Here is a 20,054-nt window from a genome sequence, read left to right on the forward strand (position 1 = left end):
CATCCGCGGGATCTTGGCGCGGACGCCATCGCTCCGGGGTGTGCAAAGCGGGACAGACATCTCCCGGCGGGCCTGCCACGATCATCGGCAGAAGACCCGGGAGGTCTCGATGATTGGTGTGCGTGTCGTCGTTATTGCGTCGCTCGGCTTCGTACTCGGGGGCCAGTCCCTCGTTGCGCAGGCGCCTCTCCGCTATCGCGAGTATGCGCTCGAAAGCAGCGTTGCCTCGGTCGTCAAGACCAGCGGCGCACGTGATTACGAGATACAGACGCTGCACGAGCGGCCTGCCAGGATCCAGGAAGTCGAGTGGCGCGCACCGTACGCGCCGTCGGGAAGCGAGCTGGCGGATCCGGTGCGCGACGTGCGATTCAGCTTCTACGACGACAAGCTCCACCAGATTGTCGTCACGTACGATCGTGACCGCACGGAGGGCCTGACGCACGGCGACGTGGTCGAATCGCTCTCGAGGACGTACGGGACGCCGCTGCTGCCGTCCAGGGGAACCGCCCGCGGGCCCTTATCGGCGTCCGTGCCCGCCACCGACGCGACGATCGTCGCGCATTGGGAAGACGCCACGGCGTTCCTGACCCTCACGAAGGGCACCTACCCGCCGCACTACCAGCTCGTGCTGATCTCGAAGACGCTGAACGCGCGCGCCGATGCCGCCATCAAGGAGGCGATCCGTCTGGATGCGCAGGAGGCACCGCGACGCGAACTGGATCGGCGCGAGAAGGACCTCACCGACGCCCGCATGGCGAGCGAGAAGGCGCGCGTCATTAACAAGGCCGCCTTCCGACCGTAAACACCCCTGCCGCTCCCCTCGTCGACCCCGCACGCGAGCGCGATCCCGCGCTGTGCAATCGGGTACAGCGCGGTCCGGCGGGTGTCTATACACTCGGCTCATGCGACTCAACTACACCAAAACGACCGCTTCCGCCCTCTGGGTTGTGGCCATGTGCGCGGGTGGCTTCGTCATCGGCGTGACATCCCTGACCGGCTGGACCGTCCTGGCCGGCCTCGCCCTGCTGCCGCCCCTCGTCATCGGGCGGTTGTGGAAAGACGATCCCAGCATGTCCGAGCGCATCCATGAGGCGCTTCGATGACCAGCCACGTTGGGGCAGCACGGGGTCTGTCGAAGCGGAGATGAGCAGTCCCAACCAGATCAGGCGGTTCGCGATGCTCGGCAATCACCTGCCGCGGCAGTGCGGCATCGCGACGTTCACGACACACCTTGCGGACGCGCTGGACGAGCAGATGCCGGGGGTGGATGGCTTCGTTCTCGCGATGAACGACGCCGGCCGGCGCCACGCGTACCCGTCCCGGGTCCGGTTCGAAATCAACGAGGGAGACCTGGCCTCGTACCGGCGCGCGGCGGACTTCCTGAACGTCAACCAGGTCGACCTGCTCTCGGTTCAACACGAGTACGGGATTTTCGGCGGCAAAGCCGGCGCGCATCTCCTCACGTTGCTGCGTGAACTGCGCATGCCGATCGTGACGACGCTCCACACGATTCTCAGCGAGCCGAATGCCTCGCAGCGTGCGGCCCTCGAGGAGCTGGCACGGCTCTCGGAACGGCTCGTCGTCATGAGCGCGTCGGGCAGGGAACTGCTCAGGCGCGTGCATGGCATCGCCGATGACCGGATCGATCTGATTCCCCACGGGATTCCCCGAGTACCTGCCGGGAGCGGCAGCAAGGATCGGCTCGGCGTCGAGGGCAAGACCGTGATCCTGACATTCGGGCTGCTCTCCCCCGACAAGGGCATCGAATACGTCATCGATGCGTTGCCGGCGATCCTGGCCGTTCACCCCGGGGTCGTCTACATCGTCCTCGGCGCGACCCACCCCCATGTCATCGAACGCGACGGCGAGGCCTACCGCCTCATGCTCGAGGCCCGAGGCCAGCAACTGGGTGTGGCCGGGAGCATGATCTTCCATAACCGGTTCGTCAGTCAGCACGAGCTGACGGAATTCCTGTCGGCCACCGACATCTACATCACGCCGTATCTCCAGCCGGAACAGATCACGTCGGGTACGCTCGCCTATGCCGTCGGCGCCGGGAAGGCGGTGATCTCCACGCCGTACATCTATGCCCGCGAACTTCTGGCCGATGGGCGGGGCGTGCTTGTCCCGTGGAGGGATTCGGCCGCAATCGCGCGAGAGGTCCTCGCCGTGATGGGCAATGACGCCGGCCGCCAGGCGATGTGTGCCCGGGCGGCGGCGCATGGCGTGGCCATGACCTGGCCGGCTGTCGCGCGAAAGTATGTCGAGAGCTTCTCGCGGGCTCGGGCGGACGCCACGCGCCGGCGTCGCACGTCGTTCAACGCGCAGACGCTCGCCAGCCGGCCCGCCGGTCTGCCCGAGATTGACCTGAGACACGTGCACGCCATGACCGACGACACCGGGATGCTCCAGCACGCGTCGTTCAGCATTCCGCGGTACGAGGACGGCTATTGTCTTGACGACAATGCGCGAGCGCTGCTGCTCATGACGCTCCTGGATGACACGGGCACCGAGGATCCCCCGGTGGTCCGCGCGCTGGCGTCGCGCTATCTGGCGTTCGTGAGTCATGCGTTCGACAGGAGCGCCGGCCGCTTCCGGAACTTTCTGTCGTACGCGCGACAGTGGATCGAACCGGCCGGGTCGGAGGACAGCCATGCGCGGGCCCTGTGGGCGCTCGGCGCCGTCGTGGGCCGCGCCGGCGATCCGGGACGGCACAGTCTCGCCGGCGATCTGTTCCAGGCGGCCACGCCGGCCGTGCCGGCGTTCACGAGCCCGCGGGCGTGGGCCTACGTGCTCCTTGGCATCGACGAGTACCTTCGAGCGTTCCAGGGCGACAGCGGCGTCCAGGCATTCCGCGCCGCCCTTGCCGACCGCCTGCTGGGGCTGTTCCAGCGCACGAGTCGTCCCGACTGGCCCTGGTTTGAGGACTCGGCGACCTACTGCAACGCGCGCCTGTCGCAGGCGCTCATCGTCTCAGGTTCACGTATGAACCGCAAAGACATGAGCGAGGCCGGGTTGCGATCGCTCGAGTGGCTCGTGTCCCTGCAGCGTTCCGCAGATGGGCACTTCGCGGCGATCGGGTCCAACGGCTTCTATCGACGGGGCACGTCGCCGGCGGCCTTCGATCAGCAGCCTGTCGAGGCGTGCGCCACCGCCTCCGCGTGTTTCGAGGCATATCGCTCGAGCGATGACCCCCGGTGGCTGGATCACGGCCGGCGGGCGTTCAACTGGTTCCTCGGGCAGAACCACCTCCAGCAGTGGCTCTACGACCCGGCGACCGGTGGCTGCCGCGACGGCCTGCATCCCGACCGGGTCAATCGGAACCAGGGGGCCGAAGCGACGCTGTCCTTCCTGCTCGCGCTCTGCGAGATGCGCGAGGCCGACCGAGTCGAGGTTCACGCCGCGCCGGCGCTGCTGCAATCCACATTATGACGTCACCACAGCACTACGAGACGCTCTTCGCCCGGCACGAACGGAACCCGATCCTGACGGCGGCGGACTGGCCGTATCCTGCGCACACCGTTTTCAATGCGGGGGCGACGCGGCTCGGGGACGGGACGACGCTGCTCCTCTGCAGGGTGGAGGACAGGCGAGGCCACTCTCATCTGTGCGCCGCCCGATCCCGCAATGGGATCGACGGCTGGACGATCGACTCCGAGCCGACGTTCTGCCCGGATCCCGGAAGGCATCCGGAGGAACTGTGGGGGATCGAAGATCCCCGCATCACGTTCGTCGAAGAGCTCGGGAAGTACGCCGTCGCGTACACGGCGTTCAGCAAAGGGGGACCCGGAGTCGCTCTGGCGCTCACGGAGGACTTCCGCCACTTCGAGCGGTGCGGACTGGTCATGCAGCCCGACGACAAGGATGCGGCCCTGCTGCCACGTCGCATCAACGGCAGCTTCGCCCTGCTCCATCGCCCGATGACGCCCTCAGGCGCGCACGTCTGGATTTCGTTCTCGCCGGACCTCCGCAACTGGGGCGGCCACAAGCTCGTGCTGCCCGCGCGCCGCGGATCGTGGTGGGACGCCAACCACGTGGGGCTTTCGCCGCCGCTGATCGAGACGTCCCGCGGATGGCTGATGCTGTATCACGGCGTCCGACGAACAGGCGCCGGCTGTCTGTACCGGCTCGGAGTGGCGTTGCTGGACCTCGAAACCGCGGAGCACTGCCTCTTGCGTGGGGATTCCTGGATATTTGGACCCGAGGCGCCCTACGAACGCGAAGGGGACGTGGGTTATGTCGCCTTTCCGTGCGGCTACACGCTCGGCGACGACGGCGACACCATCAATCTTTACTACGGCGCCGCGGACACCTGCCTGGCCCTGGCAAGAGGGAGTATCAGCCAACTGCTGCGATGGCTCGACCGGAACGGGCACGGCGATGTTGCGGGACGAATCAGTTCAGAAAGCGTAGGGACGAATGTCGGAACTGAACGGTGATCGGGCTCGATTCCAGAAGAACCGCCAGCGCAAGCTGCGCAATCGACAGCGCATTCGGGCGTTGATGACTAGACTGCGGAGGGAGGCAGAACAGCGTCTCCCCACAGCGGCCCCGGACGCTGCCTCGCGTGCATCTGCGGCCATGCACGACGAAGGCGGCCCGACGCGCGCAACGGATTGAAGTTTTCGCCATCGACCGGCCGCGAGTGCCGGCCGCCTCCCTGTCTATTGCAACGCCAGCCCGGCAGAGCGAAAATGTAACCAGGTCGCCCTTCGGTGTTTGGGGGGCAGAGGCCATGGGCAAACTCAAGCGAGCATTGGCGTCGGTGTCGGACGGGCTGGATTGGGCGGCCGTGAAGGCCGAGCGCCTCGAGTACGAACCCGCGGCAACCATCTTCGCTCAGGGAGATGCGGCCGCGAGCGTCATGTATATCGAGGCAGGTGCCGTACGGCTGTCGGTCGTCTCGCACTCAGGGAAAGAGGCGATTATCGCCGTCATTGATTCCGGCCATTTCTTCGGCGAAGGGTGTCTGGCGGGTCAGCTGCAACGAATGGCCACCGCCACGGCGATGTCCCCGTCCACCATCGTCGCGATCGAGAAGCCGGAGGTCCTGCGGTTGCTGCATAGCCGGCAACCGTTTGCGGACGTGTTTCTCGCTCACATGCTGACGCGAAACATCCGGATCGAAGAAGACCTGATCGATCAGCTCTTCAACTCCACCGAGAAGCGTCTGGCGCGGACCCTCCTGCTGCTGGCGCGGTTCGGCGAGTCAGCCGCGACACACCGCTCGCTTCCAAAGGTTTCTCAGGAACTCCTGGCCGAGATCGTCGGGACGACTCGGTCCCGGGTGAACTTCTTCATGAACAAGTTCCGCAAACTCGGGTTCATCGACTACAACGGAGTCTTGAAAGTCAACAACTCACTGTTGCGTGTCGTGCTGCGCGACTGAGCGACTGACCGCGCGCTCAGGGAGCCGAAGAAAATGACGAGCGGTCTCCGGAGAGGAGGCACGCAAGATGCTCCGGGTCGACCGGCTTCACAAGGTGATGGTCGAACCCGTGTTCCCGGGGGCGGTTCGCGTCGGGCGAGGAGTCGTAGCCGGTCAAGGCGAGCAGCAGCATGGCACGGCCGTGCGGCTCCTCGCGAATCCGCCGGGCGACCTGGTAACCGCCCATCCCCGGAAGACTGATGTCGATGATCCCCACGTCCGGACGCGCGACGTTCAGCGGTTCGAGGCCGCGGACGCCGTCGGCCGCCCGCGCACATAGTCGACCGCGAGCTTCTGCGCCGCGATCAACTGCGGGAGGTCGAAACCGAGCGACGCGACATCGGCGGCCAACTCCTCGATTGGACACCGCTCGATCCCTCAGACCGGGGCACGCTCAAACACGACGGTCTGTGCCGGCAGATTTGGTGTTGCGCTCCTGCTGGCCTGTATCCACGAACGCGATTGAGCCGACGGAGCGCTGTCCGCGTCCGCGTTCGCCCACCACTCTTTGTGAAGGCGTGCGAGATCCGGTAGCGCAAAGCCGAGAAGGTCTTCGATCTGAGCGAAGGTCAGGACCACGGTGTTCGCGAATCTGTTGTCCAGATACGTGTGAAGGGATAGATACTCGCGAGGCACTCCAGAATGTTGCGGCGTGGCCGGTGGCTTCCTGGCTGCGGACGGCCGATCATGCGCCCTCGACCGGTGCCTGTTTACCAGGGCCTTGAACACGCGTTCACCCAGACGTCGGCAGTGCATCAACACCGACAGACCTTTTCTACGCTTGGCATTCGGCTGGCGGCCCGGGTCAATTGAGGGACACCCGTGAGCGCCGGCCGTCAAATGCGCTCCATCGCGGCAACCGGGCCGCCAGACCCCAGCGCCAGTTCCCAAGCTCGGTGCAGGCCGTGGGAGTGGACGCCTGGAGGATCGGCGAGCCCGTCGACACCGCGAGCAACGGCGATCGACGGGGTGTGTTGTGCGGCTTCTTCGTGCGGGGTTTCGACATTTGCGCCTCCTCGGTCGTTAGCCGAGCACGCGGCGTCCGTTGAACAACGCTACGACGAGCAGGACGATTGCGAGAACCAGCAGGAGATGGACGAACGTGCCGATCGTGTAAATCCCCACGATTCCCAGCAACCACGCGAGCAACAGAACGACGGCGATGGTGTACAGCATGGAAAGCTCCTTGGCTTCTGGCGCGCGTCTGTCCGAGGTCCGTCGTCGGAGGGACCGCCCCAGCACAGAATGCCGCAAGTGGCGATGCGTGTCTGTGCACTTGGGCACACCGCGCGTGCCGGCGCGTGGATCGACGCCCCTACCGTTCGGGCTGCAGCGTCACTGGCCTGTCCAGCCTGAAGGTGAGCACCGTCTCCGCCGGGACGCGGACATCGCGCCCTCTGGTGAGCACCTGTGCGCCCGCGCCGCCCGCGGCGCCGGCCATTCCGCCAATCGCCGCGCCTTTGGCGCCACCGGCGATCGCACCGATGATCGTGCCGAGCGCGGCGCCTCCACCGATGGCCCGGGCCGTACGTGTGTTCCTGCCGATTCCCGTGCCGCTCTCGAGCGACACGTCCGACGTGCTGACCAGGTATCGCCTGCCGGCGACGGTGATCGATTGGACATCCAGCGCCATCTCGGGGCTGCCCGTCGCGCCGCCCGACGACATCTGCCGGATCATCAGTTGGGCGCTCGATCCCTCAGGAACAATCACCCGGCCCGCGGTGTTCGTGACCTCTCGCTCGACAATGGCCGAAAAGGCCTGATCGGCGCCGGCGTTTCGCGAGTCGATCGTTTCAACCGTTCGCACGACCAGCTCGGCCCCGGCGGGTGCCTCGAGGTCGAGGCCGCTGACGGCACGAGGATTCGCGCGCTCGGCCGAGAGGAACTCCACCGCTTCGACCTGGCTGGTTTGGTACCGCCGCGACACGCCGTCGGCGTGCCGGAACGTAATGGTCCGCGTGGCAAAGCCCACCAATGTGCCCTGAACGCGTGAGCCATCCCTCATGATCAATGTGTCGGCTGACGAGATTGCCGCCAGCGAGACCACACACAGGCCCATCGCCGAAGCGATAACGATTCGTTTCATCTGACACTTCCTTCTGGACTGACGACTCGAAGCTCCGCTACTCCGGCCGCCCGTGATCCGAGGGCGAGCGCGGGCTCACTCAACGCGCGCGCCGAGCAAGGCGCTCGTCGATCCCCGGAGTCACACGAAAGCCTACTCGTCACCGTACCCGCGACGCTGTCCGATTGGGGACACATCACAGCCGTTTGCGTGGTGTCGCTTTGAGTACAGCCTTCTGGCAGCCCTTTCTGGTACGGTGCAAGACAGGCTCGGGACTATCGAGCGGAAGGAACCCAAATGCTTGACCAGGAACACCTCGTTGCGGCGGAGTCCGCCAGGAACGAGGCGGAAGGCTTTCGGCGACTGGCAGAGGAGGCGCGCGAGGTCCGCGATCAGCATCGAGAGGCGCTCGAGAGCGTCCGCCAGGAGCGCGAGCGTCTTCGGGAGACGGGAGAGACAGCGAGGGTCGCCGGCGAGGAGGCGCGAGTCGCTGCTGACGTGGCGCGGCACGCGGCGATGGATGCCGTGCGCGCAAGCGCGGACACGCTGCAGGCAACGCTCGAAAACATGAGGGTCGTAGAGGAAATGCGGCGAGCCCTCCGCGACATACAGGAACGCGACAAGACGGGTGGGTCGACATAGCGTCGGCCCTCCGGCAGGGGCTATCGACCCGTCGTTCCGATCGACCGGTTGCGAGACGCGTGCCTTTCCAACACGTCCACGAGATGACGGCCTGCCGCGGGAACGGCAATGCGCTTCCCGGTGACGATGTTCCTTGCGGTGATCTTGCGCCCGTAGATCTCCTGGCTGGCGTCGTTGTCCGGACGAAGCGACGTGCCCTCGAGTGATACGCCGGCGAAGAGGCCGCGCGAACGCGAGTAGCTGAGAATTTCGGCGCGCAGCGACGCGTCGGTCGAGGCGGACGCGCTGCGTCCCTTGGGCCCTGCCGCCGCTGAGGCGTTTCCGCCGAGCTGCAGCCCGATGCTGCCCCCGTCGAGCGCGTACATCGCTGGCGCGCCCCACGATCCGTCACCCTCGCCGGACCGACGACAGACGATCGCGCCCCGGCCGTAGCTGCCGCCAATCCCAACCGCCACCGTCGTCACCGACGGAATGACGATCACGCATTCGGCCTTGACCAGCAGATCCTGAGGGATGTTCTCCGGTACGTCGAGGATCTCCTGCATCACGACGCCGGCGTTCGCAAGGCGAGCTTCTTCCTTGTTCTGGTTCCCGCTCTGGGCTTCGAGAGTGGCTGTGCCTAACACGAGGCAGAGCGCCACACTACCATAACGAAACATCGGTAACCTCTAGTCTGTGAGCGCGAGATGCGCTCCTCAATACATGCCCCCCGCTTGGGTCGACGCATGTTGTTGCTGTTCGGGAATCTACGTGATGACGGCCTCGGTCGTCAGCAGGAGCGACGCGATCGACGCTGCATTCTGCAGGGCCGACCGGACCACCTTGGTCGGATCGATCACGCCCGCCTGCATGAGGTTCTCGTACCGCTCCGTCAGAGCGTTGAAGCCCTCCTCGTCGTTCATCTCCCTGACGCGCTGGACGACGATCGAGCCCTCGTGACCCGCGTTGGTCGCGTCCTCGACGCGCGCTTTCTTTTCCTTCATCTCGGTCTCGGTCGCGGCCCCGACCTTGATGACCGCCACCCCGCCAACCAGCCTTGCGAGGCGCTCCTGCAGCTTCTCCCGGTCGTAGTCCGAGGTCGTGTCTTCAGCCTGCAAGCGCAACTGCGTGACGCGACCCTCGATCGCCAGCCGGCTGCCGGCGCCCTCCACGATCGTGGTGTTGTCCTTGTCGATGGTGATCTTCTTCGCCTGACCGAGGTCTTCCAGCTGTGTGTTCTCGAGCTTCAGGCCGAGGTCCTCGGTAAGGGCCTTGCCGCCGGTCAGGATCGCGATGTCTTCGAGCATCGCCTTCCGTCGTTCCCCGTAGCCCGGCGCCTTCACCGCGGCGGCCTGAAGCGTGCCTCTCAGCTTGTTGACGACCAGGGTTGCCAGCGCCTCACCCTCGATGTCCTCCGCGATGATCAGCAGCGGACGGCCAGCGTGCGCGACCAGCTCCAGCACCGGCAGGAGCTCCTTCATCGAGGCGATCTTCTTTTCGTGGATGAGAATCGCCGGATTGTCCAGCACCACCTCCATCCGCTCGGGATCGGTGACGAAGTAGGGCGAGAGATAACCACGGTCGAACTGCATCCCTTCGACGATCTCGAGAGAGGTGTCGATGCTCTTGGCCTCTTCGACGGTGATGACGCCGTCTTTGCCGACCTTGTCCATGGCTTCGGCGATGATCCGCCCGATCGTCTTGTCGTGGTTTGCCGAAATGGTTCCGACCTGAGCGATCATCTCCCCGGTGACCGGCTTGGACATCGTTCTGAGCAGGTGCGCCGTGCTCGGACGCGTACACTGGAACGGAGAGCCCGCTTGAGTCTTGCGCGTGCCTGGTTCTGCCGTTGAGGTGCAAGACGTCGTGGAGAACGGATCATGAACGCATCAGTCGCCCTGGAAAGCCGCTCGCCGATCGGCCCCGCGAAGAGCTGGAGCCGTGCTGCCGGCAAAGGGACCGCAGGCGGCGCCGGCAGAAGGGCGTTACGACGGATCGTGGGACTGCTGGACGATGCGGTGTTCTTGCTGCTGGCTGTCCTGCTGATTCCTGCCGCGATTCTCCTGGTTGGCACACCTGTCGCGTTGTCTGTCGGGGTTCTGTTGGAGATCGGGCAAGGGGTGTTCCTCGGGCTGCTCACCACGGCCGCGCCGGTGATCGTCGCCATCACCGCCGCGTTGTTCCTGGCCCGCTATCTTTCCCGCCGGTAAACCGGACCGGCTGCCGGCACGGCAGGGGTGCGGAGGTCAGAGGTGCGCACCGTTGTCCCCGTCGACGGAACCATCCTCCAGCGCGTTGTGGCATCTACGCCGCTGGTCTCGTATCGCGGTCTGAGCCGTGAGGCGTTCGTCAAGTTCGACGCGGCTCAGACGAAGACGGCCTGGGCGCTCCGTCATCTGCGCCGATTCGCGCTGGTGGATGGCGGCGGCGTGCTCGCCAGCGCGGAGCGGTACGACCTGACGGGGACGCTCGATCGGCACCCCGTCACCATCTGCGGGATCGGCGCGGTCTTCAGCAACCCGGCACATGACGACGCGAATCGTCACGCGCGCGCCCTGGTCGAACGGCTACTCGAGGATGCCACACTGGGTGGCGCGGATCTGGCGCTACTCTTCCGAACGGCGACCACGGCACCTCCTGTGCCAGACGGCTTCGAGGTGGTTCCGACGATTGATGTCGAACTCACCGTGGCAGAATCGTCCCGGCACGGAGCCCCGATGACGCTCGTACGCGGTGGCGAGGACCGGGATCTGGGAGCGATCGCCGCCATGGGGCAGATCCGTGCGGGTCAGTACCGATTCCACATCGATCGAGACGTCGATCTCGTCAAATACGCCATCACACGAAAACGATTGCTCGCGGGGCTGGGGTCCGCGGGCGTCCGCCAGCTGGTGTTCGTCATCGCTGAAGAAGGGATAACGGCGGCCGCGTACGCCGTGATCAGCGTCGTCGGTGGGACGTGGACCATCGAAGAATGCGGCGACCGCGATGCATCCGGCGCACGCGTGGGCGCCCTCCTGCAGGCGCTGATCGCGCGTGAACCGGTTGAATCGCGACCGGTGATCCAAGGATGGCTGCCGCCAGGCTTCCTGCCTCCGCAGGTCACGATCGCGTCCGCGTCGCAAGCCCCCGCCGCGCTGTTCGCGCGCGTCCTTTCGGCGCGCGTCCCGCGACTGCACTTGACCAGCCCTGACGTGCTGTACTGGCGTGGCGATCTGTTCTAGCCACGATGGCTTCACGCTTCCGCATGAGCCCGCTGTTCGGCGAGCCGCGCGCCGCGGCGCCCTTCCTCCACGTTGACGAAGGAGAGGATGGCCGCGCCAATCACGAAGAAGGCGATCACCGACAGGATGGCGTTGCGGCTCGATCCGGTCTGCGAGACCGTCCAGGCGAAGATCGCGGGGCCCAGCACGCCGGCGTAGCGCTCGAACACGCCGAAGAACGCGAAGAACTCCGACGACTTGTCCTTCGGGATCATCGACGCGAAGAGCGATCGGCTGAGCGCCTGGGTCCCTCCCTGCACCGTGCCCACCAGCACGCACAGCGCGAAAAACTGCCCCTCGGTCCGCAGCCCGTAGCCCAGGATCGTGATGCCGACATACACCGCGAGACCGAGAAACACCGCGGCCTTCGCGCCGATGCGGCCCGCCAGCATGCCGAAGAGAAACGCGCACGGTATCCCGACAAACTGCGTGATCAGCAGCGCGGTCATCATCGCGACCTCACCCAGCCCGATCTCCGCGCCGTAGGTCGTCGCCATGCGGATGATCGTCTGGATCCCGTCGTTGTAGAGAAGAAACGCCAGGAGCAGCAGGAACGCCTGCTTGTACGACCTGAGTTCGCGCAAGGTCACGGCAAGGCGCCGCAGGGCGGCGGTGACCGGCCGCTCGCCCCCGGTCTCGTCGGCCTCGAGCAGCCGCTTCGGCTCCGGCACGCGCAAGAAGAGCGGGAACGAAAAAACGACCCACCACACGGCGACACTGGCGAAGGCCCAGCGTGTCGCGGCCCCGGCGTCGGCCAGCCCGAACCAACCCGGCTTCTGGATCATGACGACGTTGATCGCGAGCAGGACGCCTCCGCCGAGATACCCGATGGCATAGCCCGCCGACGACACGCGATCGAGCTCCTGCTGCGACGCGATGTGCGGCAGCAGCGATTCGTAGAAGACGATGCTGCCGGCCACGCCAACGTTGCCGATCACGAACAGGACGAGCGCCGCCATCCAGTCTCCGCGCCCGATGCCGACCATCGCCGCGGTCGCCGCCGCGCCGAAGGCGACGAACACGGCCAGCATCCGCTTCTTCACGCCCGCATAATCGGCGATCGCGCCAAGCACCGGGGCGATGATCGCGACTATGAGGATGGCGATCGTCGTCGCCCACGCGAACCGCTCGGTGGCCAGCGGGCCCCCGAGATCCGCCGCCACGACTCGATGGAAATAGATAGGGAAGATCGACGCGATGATCGTCGTCTGGAAAGCGGAGTTCGCCCAGTCGTACATGGCCCACGCGCGGAGCTCCGGGCGATCCAGTCCGAGGCGGTTGAGCATCGGGGCAGTCTACTGCGGAGGTGCCACCTCGGGAAGCGGCCGCACGATGTAACGCGCCTCCCCGGACCAGACGACGCGCTCCTGGGGCAGCCAGGGCGGAAGACCTTGCCACCCGCCGCCGCCGGGGAAGCGGGACGTGTGGAGGATGACCTGCACGGAGTCGAGACGCGGCTCGTCGGATGCGTGGACGAACCCGCGAAACGCAATTCCCTCCATCGGCACCGCCCCGAAGGACGCCACCCACCGGCCGCCCCGCGCGATACCGGGAAGGTTCGGCCGGACCGGTGTGAGTCCCGCCGGCATCACGAAGGAAGCGCCGAGGGCGCGCACCGCCGGTATCACCGAGATCGTGAACTGGACTGAATCGCCCAACCGCGATCTGCGCATCGTCACGCGCCCGGGGATCTCGCCGGGTGGAGGAACCTCCGCGAAGAACACAAAGGGGTGGCGAAGCCGCGCCGTCGGCGCCGAAGAGGGCAGCGGACCGCCGAGCGGCGCCCATTGCATGGAGGTGCGCTCGAGGTCGAGCCCCGGCTCGGTCGATCCGACCTGCCAGAACGCGCGAGCGGTGGCAGCATCGTGCACGAACTGTATCGCGCGCCGCAGCGGCTGATCGTAGGTGTAGGCGGGCGCTGCGTACGCGTAGCCGCCGGCCGCAACGACCGCGACGAGCAGGAGCGCCGTCGCGAAAGCGGGCCTGCGCAGCGGCCGGCCAGTGACCGCCGCCAGCGCCGGCGGCATCCACATCATGCCCCCCATGAAAATCAACGCCGCGTAGACCCAGACGGGCGTGACGATGGGTTGCCGTCCGAAGTGCGCCACTGCGAAGCGAAGCAACTGCAGCAGCAACCATCCCCACATGGCCAGCGTGACGCACAGAACGAGAAACGAGCTGAGCCTGACCGCGGCCGTCCGCGCGAGCGGTGTTACGAGCAGCAGCACCCCGGCGACCAGCAGCGGGACGTTAAAGAGGTACGCGGCGGCAGGCAGGTAATACGACGCGGCGGCTGCGAGCAGAATCCAGACGGGAAGCGCGATGGCCCACGCGAGCACCGGATGGCGCGTTCCGCGCATCGCGTACGGCAGAAACGCCCCGGCGCGCGCGATCGTCCAGCCCGCGAGCACGCCGATCGCCGCCGTGAACACGAACAACCGCTCCGGGCGCGCATACCACGGGTGATAGACCTCGCGGGCCTCGCGGAGCAGCCACGCCGCAGCAATCATGCTGGCCAGCACGGCCGCGGTGCCAATCGCAGACCAGAACGCCGTCAGCAGAAATCGCCCGCCCCCTACGACGACGACCGCGGCGCGCAGCGATTTGAACCAGGCGAGCGCCCCGAGCAGTACCGCCAGGCCCGCAATCCACGCGGCGGCCATCGGCCCCATGCTGAACGCCGTGCGGCCCAGCAAGTCGGAGTACACCGCCTGGTCCGGCGTCCGCCGGGCGAGATCCGTTCCATCAAGCGCCTGGACCACGCGGACGACGTTGTGGCCGGTCTGGTCGATGGTGAAGGGGGCGAGGCGGTCGGCGGTATCGCGCGCCGTGTGATAGGCGTAACCGTCCAGGATGGACGCGAAATTGAGCCCCGGCACGGCGAGGCGCCTGAGCATCGTGAAATCGGTGTCGTTCGGAATACGCCGATAGACCTCGAGTGCAAACGAGCCACCGTATGGGCGCGGCGCATGCGCTGCCCACACGTCCACGATCCAGCTGTTGCCGGGCCCGGTCTCGAAAAGCAGCGAAGGGCCAGCGGATCCAACAGACTCGATGTTGACGTAGGCGCGGAGTTGCCGCGCCACCGGGTCCGTGTTCAGCGCGGCCGCTCCCATGAGTCCCAGTTCTTCGGCGTCGGTGACGAGCACCGCCAGCGTGTGGCGCAGCGGCATCGCGGACAGCACCCGCGCCGCCTCGAGGCTGACCGCCACGCCGAGGCCGTCATCGGCGCCGCCCGGCGCGGCAGAGGAACTGTCGTAATGCGAGACCAGCGCAATGGCCTCGGGCTGCACGCCGCGGCGAAGGGCGATGATGTTCTGGACCCGGGCGCTGTGCCCGAACTCGGGCCGCCTGGCATCGGCCACCTGTACCCGCACGTCGAATCCGAACAAGCGGAGCTGATCGACGACGTACTGCCTCGCCCGATCGTTGGCCTCACTGCCAGCGGGGCGCGATCCGATCGTGCCGGCAAGCACCTGCACGTGTGTGCGCGCGCGTTCGGTCGAGAAGCCGGTGGAGGAGGGACGGGCGCAGCCGCCCGCGAGGAGGGCCGCGCACAGCAGCGGCGCCACTGCCCGAGACGCTCTTCGCATCGCGGAGAGACTATCTCAGGCAGTGGCCGGTGGCCAGTGGGCAGGCTCAGTTCTTTCTGATCCTGACGTCGCCGGAGAAGGTCTTGAAGTTGATATCCGAGCCGGTGCCGTCGTTCAGGCGCCTCCGGATATTGCGCCGGCCTCCGCTTTCGAGCGTCAGCGGCAGGTCGCTCTTGAGGCCGCCGCTGCGAAAGGTTCATCGGCCAGAAGGCCGAAGGTCGATTTTTCCGGTGTACACGGCCATCCCGACCACCGCGTCGACTCCCATTTCGTGGAGGAGGTCGATTTCACGCCTGGACCGGATGCCGCCGGCCGCGGTGACCCGCCGGCTGGTGGCGTCCCGCACCGCGCGTACCGCGGCGAGGTCGATGCCCTGCATGAGCCCTTCGCCGTCCACGATGGTGTAGAGAAAGCCGCCGGCGAACGGCTCGAGGGCGCGAGCCGCCTCCGCCGGTTCGAGGTCCACGGACGCCCTCCAGCCCCGGACGGCGACCTTGCCCTTGCGCGAATCGACGGCGGCGACCAGTCTCTCGACGCCCACCGCCGTGGCGGCTCGACGCGCGAACTCGACATCGACCCCGTCATCTCGGAACAGGGAGGAGCCGACGATCACCTCGCGCGCGCCCGCCTCGAGCAACTGCACGGCTCTTTCGACGCTCCGTACGCCGCCGCCCACCCGGCACGGCAACGCCGCGCAGGCGCGCTGGACGAGCGCATCGTTGCGTCCCGTTCCCTTCGCGGCATCGAGGTCAATCACCTGCACGAGAGGAAACGCGGCGAACTTCTGCAGCCACTCGTCCAGATCGTCGAACGCGAGGGCCAGCGACTCGCCCTGCACGAGCTGCACGACCTGTCCCCCCTGGAGATCGATCGCCGGGATCAGCATCGGACTGGCACTCCCCGCGACGAGAGATAGCCCTTGAGCGCCGCGATGGCGTGATCGCCGAAATGGAAAATGGACGCGGCGAGCGCCGCATCGGCGCGCCCGTCGGTGAACACCTCGGCGAAATGTTCGGGCGCGCCGGCGCCACCCGATGCGATCACCGGGATGGCGACGAGGGACGACACGCCGGCGGTGAGCGCGCAATCGAATCCGGCGCGGGTGCCATCGCGATCGATCGATGTCAGCAGCAGCTCGCCGGCACCGCGGTCGGTCGCCTCGCGGGCCCACTCGATCGCGTCCCGGGCGGCTGGGACCCGCCCGGAGCGCGAATACACCGCGTAGCCCGCCCCCTCGCGTTTCGCGTCGATGGCGACGACAACCGCCTGGCTGCCGTAACGCTCCGCGATGCGCGTGATGAGCGGAGGGTCCGCAAGGGCGGCGCTGTTGACGCACACCTTGTCCGCGCCGGCATCGAACACCGCCGAGGCCGCATCCAGCGTGTGAATGCCCCCGCCGACGGCGAGCGGCACGAACACCTGGCGTGCGACCGCGGCGACGGTATCAGCGAGGGCCAGGCGCTCCTCGATCGTGGCGGTGACGTCGAGGATGACGATCTCGTCGGCCCCCTCTTCGTAATAACGGCGCGCGAGCGCCGCCGGGTCGCCGGCGTTCCGCAGCCCTTCGAACTGCACACCCTTCACCACGCAGCCGTTGCGGACGTCCAGACACGCGATGACTCGCCTGGTCAGCACGATCGCGCGACCTCCAGAAAATTGCGCAGGACCGAGAGGCCCGCCTCTCCGGATTTCTCCGGATGCCATTGGACGCCGAACACGTTCGCGCGCTCGACGACGCTCGCAAACGGAAGGCCGTGGGTGGTCGTCGCGACGGCCTGGCCGGTCACCGGCGCCGCGTACGAGTGCGTGAAGTACACGGCGAGGCGGCCGATGCCCTGCAACAGGCGCGAGTCGCCAACGGTCTCGAGCGTGTTCCACCCCACGTGGGGAACCTTGACGTCGCCACCGAGCCGGAAGCAGCGCCCCGCGAGCAGCCCAAGCCCCGGCACGTCCGGCGCTTCATCGCTCCCCTCGAACAGATATTGCAGGCCGAGGCAGATACCCAGGAGAGGCGCGCCGCGCCGGATGTGCTGCGCCACTGCGGCGCGAAACTCGCCCCCGAGGGCGCCGGTCGCGGCGTAATGTCCGACACCAGGAATGATGAGTGCGCCGCGGTCGACGATCTCGGCCGCGCGCCGCGCGCGGCTCACGCGGAACCCCACGTGCACGAGCGCCTTCTCAACCGACGAGAGGTTGCCGGCACCGTAATCGAGGAGCGTCACCTCAACCGAGCCGGTCACAGCAGCCCCTTCGTGCTCGGCATCGTGCGCCGGAGGCGCGCGTCGCGGTTGCACGCCATGCGCAGCGCGCGGGCAAAGCCCTTGAACAGCGCCTCGATCTGGTGGTGGCTGGAGCGCCCGTACAGCACCTTGAGATGCACGTTGGCGCGGGCGCCTTGCGCAAAGCCGCCGAAAAAGTCGTGCAGCAGTTCGGATTGCAGGTCGCCGACGCGCCTGACCCGGAGCTTCAGATCGACGACGGCATGCGGCCGGCCGCCGAGATCGAGTGCGGCGACGCCCAGCGTCTCATCCATCGGCATGACGAAGTATCCGGCGCGATTGATGCCGCGGCGGTCGCCGAGCGCGGCTGACACCGCCTCGCCAAGCGCGATACCGAGATCCTCCACGGTGTGGTGCTGGTCAACGTCGAGATCTCCCGTGGCCCGGACGGTCAGGTCGAAGCCGCCGTGGCGCGCCACGAGCTCCAACATGTGATCCAGGAACCGGATGCCGGTGGACACGGCGTAGCGCCCCTTGCCGTCAAGCGAGAGCGTCACGAGGATCTGCGTTTCGGTGGTCCGACGATCGATGACGCCCCGCCTCATAGCAGCTCCTCCAACGCATCGATGGCCGCCTGCGTGTGCTGCACGAGGCCGGCGGTAATCCTGATGCAGCCGCCGCAGCCGGGCTGGTCCGAGCGATCGCGCACGAAGATCCCGCGCGACGACAGCGCGGCCGCCAGCGGCCTGGCCCGATCGCCGGCGCGGATCAGCACGAAGTTCGCGGCGCTCGGGTAGGCGAACAGCCCGCGCCGCTCGCAGAAGGCATACAGCATCTGCCGCGAGCGCTCGGACTGCCTCACGTAGTCCTCGACGTAGTCGCGGTCTTCGAGCGCGGCGACGAGCGCCGCAGCGGCGTACGAGTTGATGCTGTAGGGGGGGACGATGGCCTTCAGCGCCGCGATCGTGTCCTCTGCTCCGACGACCACGCCAAGGCGCAACCCGGCCAGCCCGTGCGCCTTGGCGAACGTACGTCCGACCAGCATGTTGCGCGACGTGACGGCCAGGTCGACGACCGACCCGCCGGCGAAGTCGACGTAGGCTTCGTCCACGAAGACGATCGCGCCGGGCGCGCCTGCCGCAATCTGCTGGATGACGGCTCGCGGCACGACCGCGCCGCTCGGGTTGTGCGGGGTGTTCAGGAAGATGATCCGGGTGCGCGGCGTCAGCGCGTCGAGCACCTGTCCGGCGGTCAGCGTGAAGTCCGCTCCGAGGCTCACGCGCACGACGCGCCCCGACAGGCACCGCACGCACGCGTCGTACACCTCGAACGCGGGCTCGATCACGATGCCCTCGGCGTCGGACCGGCCGCGAAGCGCAAGGATGGCCGCCGCGAAGATCCCTTCGTCCATCCCGTTGGTCAACACGAACTGGTCCGGGCGGATGGCAAACCATGTCGCCGTGGCCGCGACCGCCGCGGCGTAGTCGGGGTAGAACGACGCGGCGGTGGCGTCGAGCGCCCGAAGCCGAGCGAGCACGCGAGGCGAGCAGCCACCCGTGTGCTCGTTGAGGTGGAGCCGCAACCCCTCGGACGCGACCTGCGGGCGCCGGTAACCGGTCGTGGCATTCATCGGCGCACCTCGATCGACCGCGCGTGGCCGTGCAGCCCCTCGGAGCGGGCGAGCAGGACGCCGGCGGGCCGAAGCGCGGCGACGCCGCGCCTCGTCACGTGCTGAACCGTGGTGGTCCGGACGAAGTCCGCGGCGCTCAGCCCGCCGCGCGCGCGCGCGGCCCCGGCCGTGGGCAGCACGTGATTCGAGCCGGTCACGTAGTCGCCCAGCGCGGGAACGCTGTATGGGCCGACGAAGATCGTGCCTGCGTTGCGGATGGAGGCGGCGATGCCGTCGTTGTCGCACCAGAGATGTTCGGGCGCAATGCGATCGACGAGCGCCACCGCCTCGCGCAGCGTGCGAGTCACGATGGCTGCGCCGTTGCGCCGGACGCTCTCGGCCGCGGCGCCGAACGACGCCGCGCCGGCACGCACGCGCGCCGCGACACCCTCGGCCAGCCGGGCGTCGGTCGTCACCAGAATCGCGCGCGCGTCCGGGTCGTGTTCGGCCTGCGCGATCAGGTCCGCGGCAATCCACTCCGCATCGCCGCCCTCCGACAGCACGACCAGCTCGGTCGGCCCGGCGTAGAAATCAATGGCGCAGTCGGCAGCCACGAGCGCCTTCGCGGCGGCCACATACGCGTTGCCGGGGCCGACGATCTTGTCGACCGCCGCCACCGTCTCGGTGCCATAGGCGAGCGCGGCGATGGCGTGGGCGCCCCCCGCGCGCAGCACGCGCGTGACGCCCGCGACGCGCGCGGCATAGAGAATGGCGGGCACCGGGTTCGGGCAGGCCACGGTGATCGACGGGACGCCGGCCACGCGCGCCGGTATCGCCGTCATCAGCAGCGACGAGACCAGGGGGTTCCGGCCGGCCGGCACGTAGCACCCGACGCGCGCGAGAGCGCGCGTCCAAAGCTCGATGGTGACCCCGGCGCCAGCGCGGACTGTACGGCTTTGCGGCACTTCGCGTCGCGCCACGCGTTCGATGTTCGCCGCGGCGGTACGGATCGCCCGCCGCAGTGCCGGTTCGACGTCGCGCCCGGCCACCCGGATCCTGGCCGGGTCTACGAACAGCGGCTCGCGCGTGCGGAGCCCGTCGAATCTCGTGGCGTACGCGCGCAACGCCGCGTCGCCGTGCCGCCGCACGCGGGCGACGATGCCCCGCACGCGCCGCACGACGCCGGCATCCTGCTGCCTCGCGCCGCGGAGGATCCGGGCGACAGCGTGTTCGTTGGACGACGCTATCACTCGCAC

21 protein-coding genes are annotated in these 20,054 nt (G+C 67.5%); 8 read left to right on the top strand and 13 right to left on the bottom strand.

What is annotated here, in order from left to right:
* Positions 1-109: 109 nt before the first annotated feature.
* The 5 genes from HYU53_05120 to HYU53_05140 all read left to right on the top strand — a co-directional run bounded on the left by HYU53_05120 (position 110) and on the right by HYU53_05140 (position 5,389).
* Positions 110-802 carry a hypothetical protein gene (locus tag HYU53_05120; protein ID MBI2220569.1) on the top strand — a complete coding sequence of 231 codons (693 nt, stop codon included), beginning with the start codon at positions 110-112 and terminating at the stop codon, positions 800-802.
* A gap of 100 nt (positions 803-902) precedes the next feature.
* Positions 903-1,103, top strand: a complete 201-nt coding sequence (locus HYU53_05125) for a hypothetical protein (GenBank protein ID MBI2220570.1) — start codon at positions 903-905, stop codon at positions 1,101-1,103.
* Positions 1,104-1,143: 40 nt separating this feature from the next.
* Positions 1,144-3,432 (top strand): glycosyltransferase family 4 protein, encoded by a 2,289-nt coding sequence (locus HYU53_05130; protein ID MBI2220571.1) that lies wholly within the window; start codon positions 1,144-1,146, stop codon positions 3,430-3,432.
* Positions 3,429-4,439: a glycosidase gene (locus HYU53_05135; GenBank protein MBI2220572.1), complete on the top strand. Its 1,011-nt coding sequence runs from the start codon at positions 3,429-3,431 to the stop codon at positions 4,437-4,439. The genes HYU53_05130 and HYU53_05135 overlap by 4 nt, the downstream gene beginning before the upstream one ends.
* A 296-nt stretch (positions 4,440-4,735) precedes the next feature.
* Complete coding sequence (locus tag HYU53_05140) at positions 4,736-5,389, top strand: Crp/Fnr family transcriptional regulator (protein MBI2220573.1); 654 nt, start codon at positions 4,736-4,738, stop codon at positions 5,387-5,389.
* 16 nt (positions 5,390-5,405) lie between these two features.
* On the opposite strand, the gene HYU53_05145 is transcribed toward HYU53_05140, so the two are convergent.
* From HYU53_05145 to HYU53_05155, 3 genes are all read right to left on the bottom strand, one after another.
* The gene (locus tag HYU53_05145) at positions 5,406-5,795 is read right to left on the bottom strand and encodes a response regulator (protein ID MBI2220574.1); all 390 of its coding nucleotides are present in this window, start codon (positions 5,793-5,795) and stop codon (positions 5,406-5,408) included.
* A 656-nt stretch (positions 5,796-6,451) separates the two neighbouring features.
* Complete coding sequence (locus HYU53_05150; GenBank protein ID MBI2220575.1) at positions 6,452-6,604, bottom strand: lmo0937 family membrane protein; 153 nt, start codon at positions 6,602-6,604, stop codon at positions 6,452-6,454.
* Positions 6,605-6,743: 139 nt separating this feature from the next.
* Positions 6,744-7,514, bottom strand: a complete 771-nt coding sequence (locus HYU53_05155; GenBank protein ID MBI2220576.1) for a hypothetical protein — start codon at positions 7,512-7,514, stop codon at positions 6,744-6,746.
* 276 nt (positions 7,515-7,790) lie between these two features.
* Here HYU53_05155 and HYU53_05160 point away from each other — a divergent pair, with 276 nt between their 5' ends.
* Positions 7,791-8,135 carry a hypothetical protein gene (locus HYU53_05160; GenBank protein ID MBI2220577.1) on the top strand — a complete coding sequence of 115 codons (345 nt, stop codon included), beginning with the start codon at positions 7,791-7,793 and terminating at the stop codon, positions 8,133-8,135.
* Positions 8,136-8,155: 20 nt separating this feature from the next.
* Here the strand turns inward: HYU53_05160 and HYU53_05165 are convergent, their stop codons facing one another.
* Entirely contained in the window at positions 8,156-8,794 is a 639-nt protein-coding gene (locus HYU53_05165) for a lipid-binding SYLF domain-containing protein (protein MBI2220578.1), read from the bottom strand.
* Between the two features lie 87 nt (positions 8,795-8,881).
* The gene (groEL, locus tag HYU53_05170) at positions 8,882-9,880 is read right to left on the bottom strand and encodes a chaperonin GroEL (protein MBI2220579.1); all 999 of its coding nucleotides are present in this window, start codon (positions 9,878-9,880) and stop codon (positions 8,882-8,884) included.
* A 114-nt stretch (positions 9,881-9,994) separates the two neighbouring features.
* On the opposite strand from groEL, the gene HYU53_05175 reads away from it, so the two are divergent.
* Entirely contained in the window at positions 9,995-10,324 is a 330-nt protein-coding gene (locus HYU53_05175) for a hypothetical protein (protein MBI2220580.1), read from the top strand.
* Positions 10,325-10,366: 42 nt separating this feature from the next.
* Entirely contained in the window at positions 10,367-11,338 is a 972-nt protein-coding gene (locus HYU53_05180; protein ID MBI2220581.1) for a hypothetical protein, read from the top strand.
* Between the two features lie 11 nt (positions 11,339-11,349).
* Here HYU53_05180 and HYU53_05185 read toward each other — a convergent pair whose 3' ends face one another.
* The 8 genes from HYU53_05185 to hisD all read right to left on the bottom strand — a co-directional run bounded on the left by HYU53_05185 (position 11,350) and on the right by hisD (position 20,054).
* Positions 11,350-12,663, bottom strand: coding sequence for an MFS transporter (locus HYU53_05185; protein ID MBI2220582.1), 1,314 nt, complete (start codon positions 12,661-12,663; stop codon positions 11,350-11,352).
* A 9-nt stretch (positions 12,664-12,672) separates the two neighbouring features.
* Positions 12,673-14,970: a M28 family peptidase gene (locus tag HYU53_05190; protein ID MBI2220583.1), complete on the bottom strand. Its 2,298-nt coding sequence runs from the start codon at positions 14,968-14,970 to the stop codon at positions 12,673-12,675.
* Positions 14,971-15,166: 196 nt separating this feature from the next.
* Complete coding sequence (locus HYU53_05195) at positions 15,167-15,856, bottom strand: 1-(5-phosphoribosyl)-5-[(5-phosphoribosylamino)methylideneamino] imidazole-4-carboxamide isomerase (GenBank protein MBI2220584.1); 690 nt, start codon at positions 15,854-15,856, stop codon at positions 15,167-15,169.
* On the bottom strand, positions 15,850-16,605 hold the full coding sequence (gene hisF, locus HYU53_05200) for an imidazole glycerol phosphate synthase subunit HisF (protein MBI2220585.1): 756 nt from the start codon (positions 16,603-16,605) through the stop codon (positions 15,850-15,852). The genes HYU53_05195 and hisF overlap by 7 nt, the downstream gene beginning before the upstream one ends.
* Positions 16,599-17,192, bottom strand: a complete 594-nt coding sequence (gene hisH / locus HYU53_05205) for an imidazole glycerol phosphate synthase subunit HisH (protein ID MBI2220586.1) — start codon at positions 17,190-17,192, stop codon at positions 16,599-16,601. Before hisH ends, hisF begins: the two co-directional genes overlap by 7 nt.
* Positions 17,193-17,206: 14 nt before the next feature.
* Complete coding sequence (gene hisB, locus HYU53_05210) at positions 17,207-17,794, bottom strand: imidazoleglycerol-phosphate dehydratase HisB (protein MBI2220587.1); 588 nt, start codon at positions 17,792-17,794, stop codon at positions 17,207-17,209.
* Positions 17,791-18,819: a histidinol-phosphate aminotransferase family protein gene (locus tag HYU53_05215; GenBank protein ID MBI2220588.1), complete on the bottom strand. Its 1,029-nt coding sequence runs from the start codon at positions 18,817-18,819 to the stop codon at positions 17,791-17,793. The genes hisB and HYU53_05215 overlap by 4 nt, the downstream gene beginning before the upstream one ends.
* The gene (gene hisD, locus HYU53_05220) at positions 18,816-20,054 is read right to left on the bottom strand and encodes a histidinol dehydrogenase (protein MBI2220589.1); all 1,239 of its coding nucleotides are present in this window, start codon (positions 20,052-20,054) and stop codon (positions 18,816-18,818) included. Before hisD ends, HYU53_05215 begins: the two co-directional genes overlap by 4 nt.

The organism is Acidobacteriota bacterium, assembly GCA_016184105.1.
Lineage (GTDB): Bacteria > Acidobacteriota > Vicinamibacteria > Vicinamibacterales > 2-12-FULL-66-21 > JACPDI01.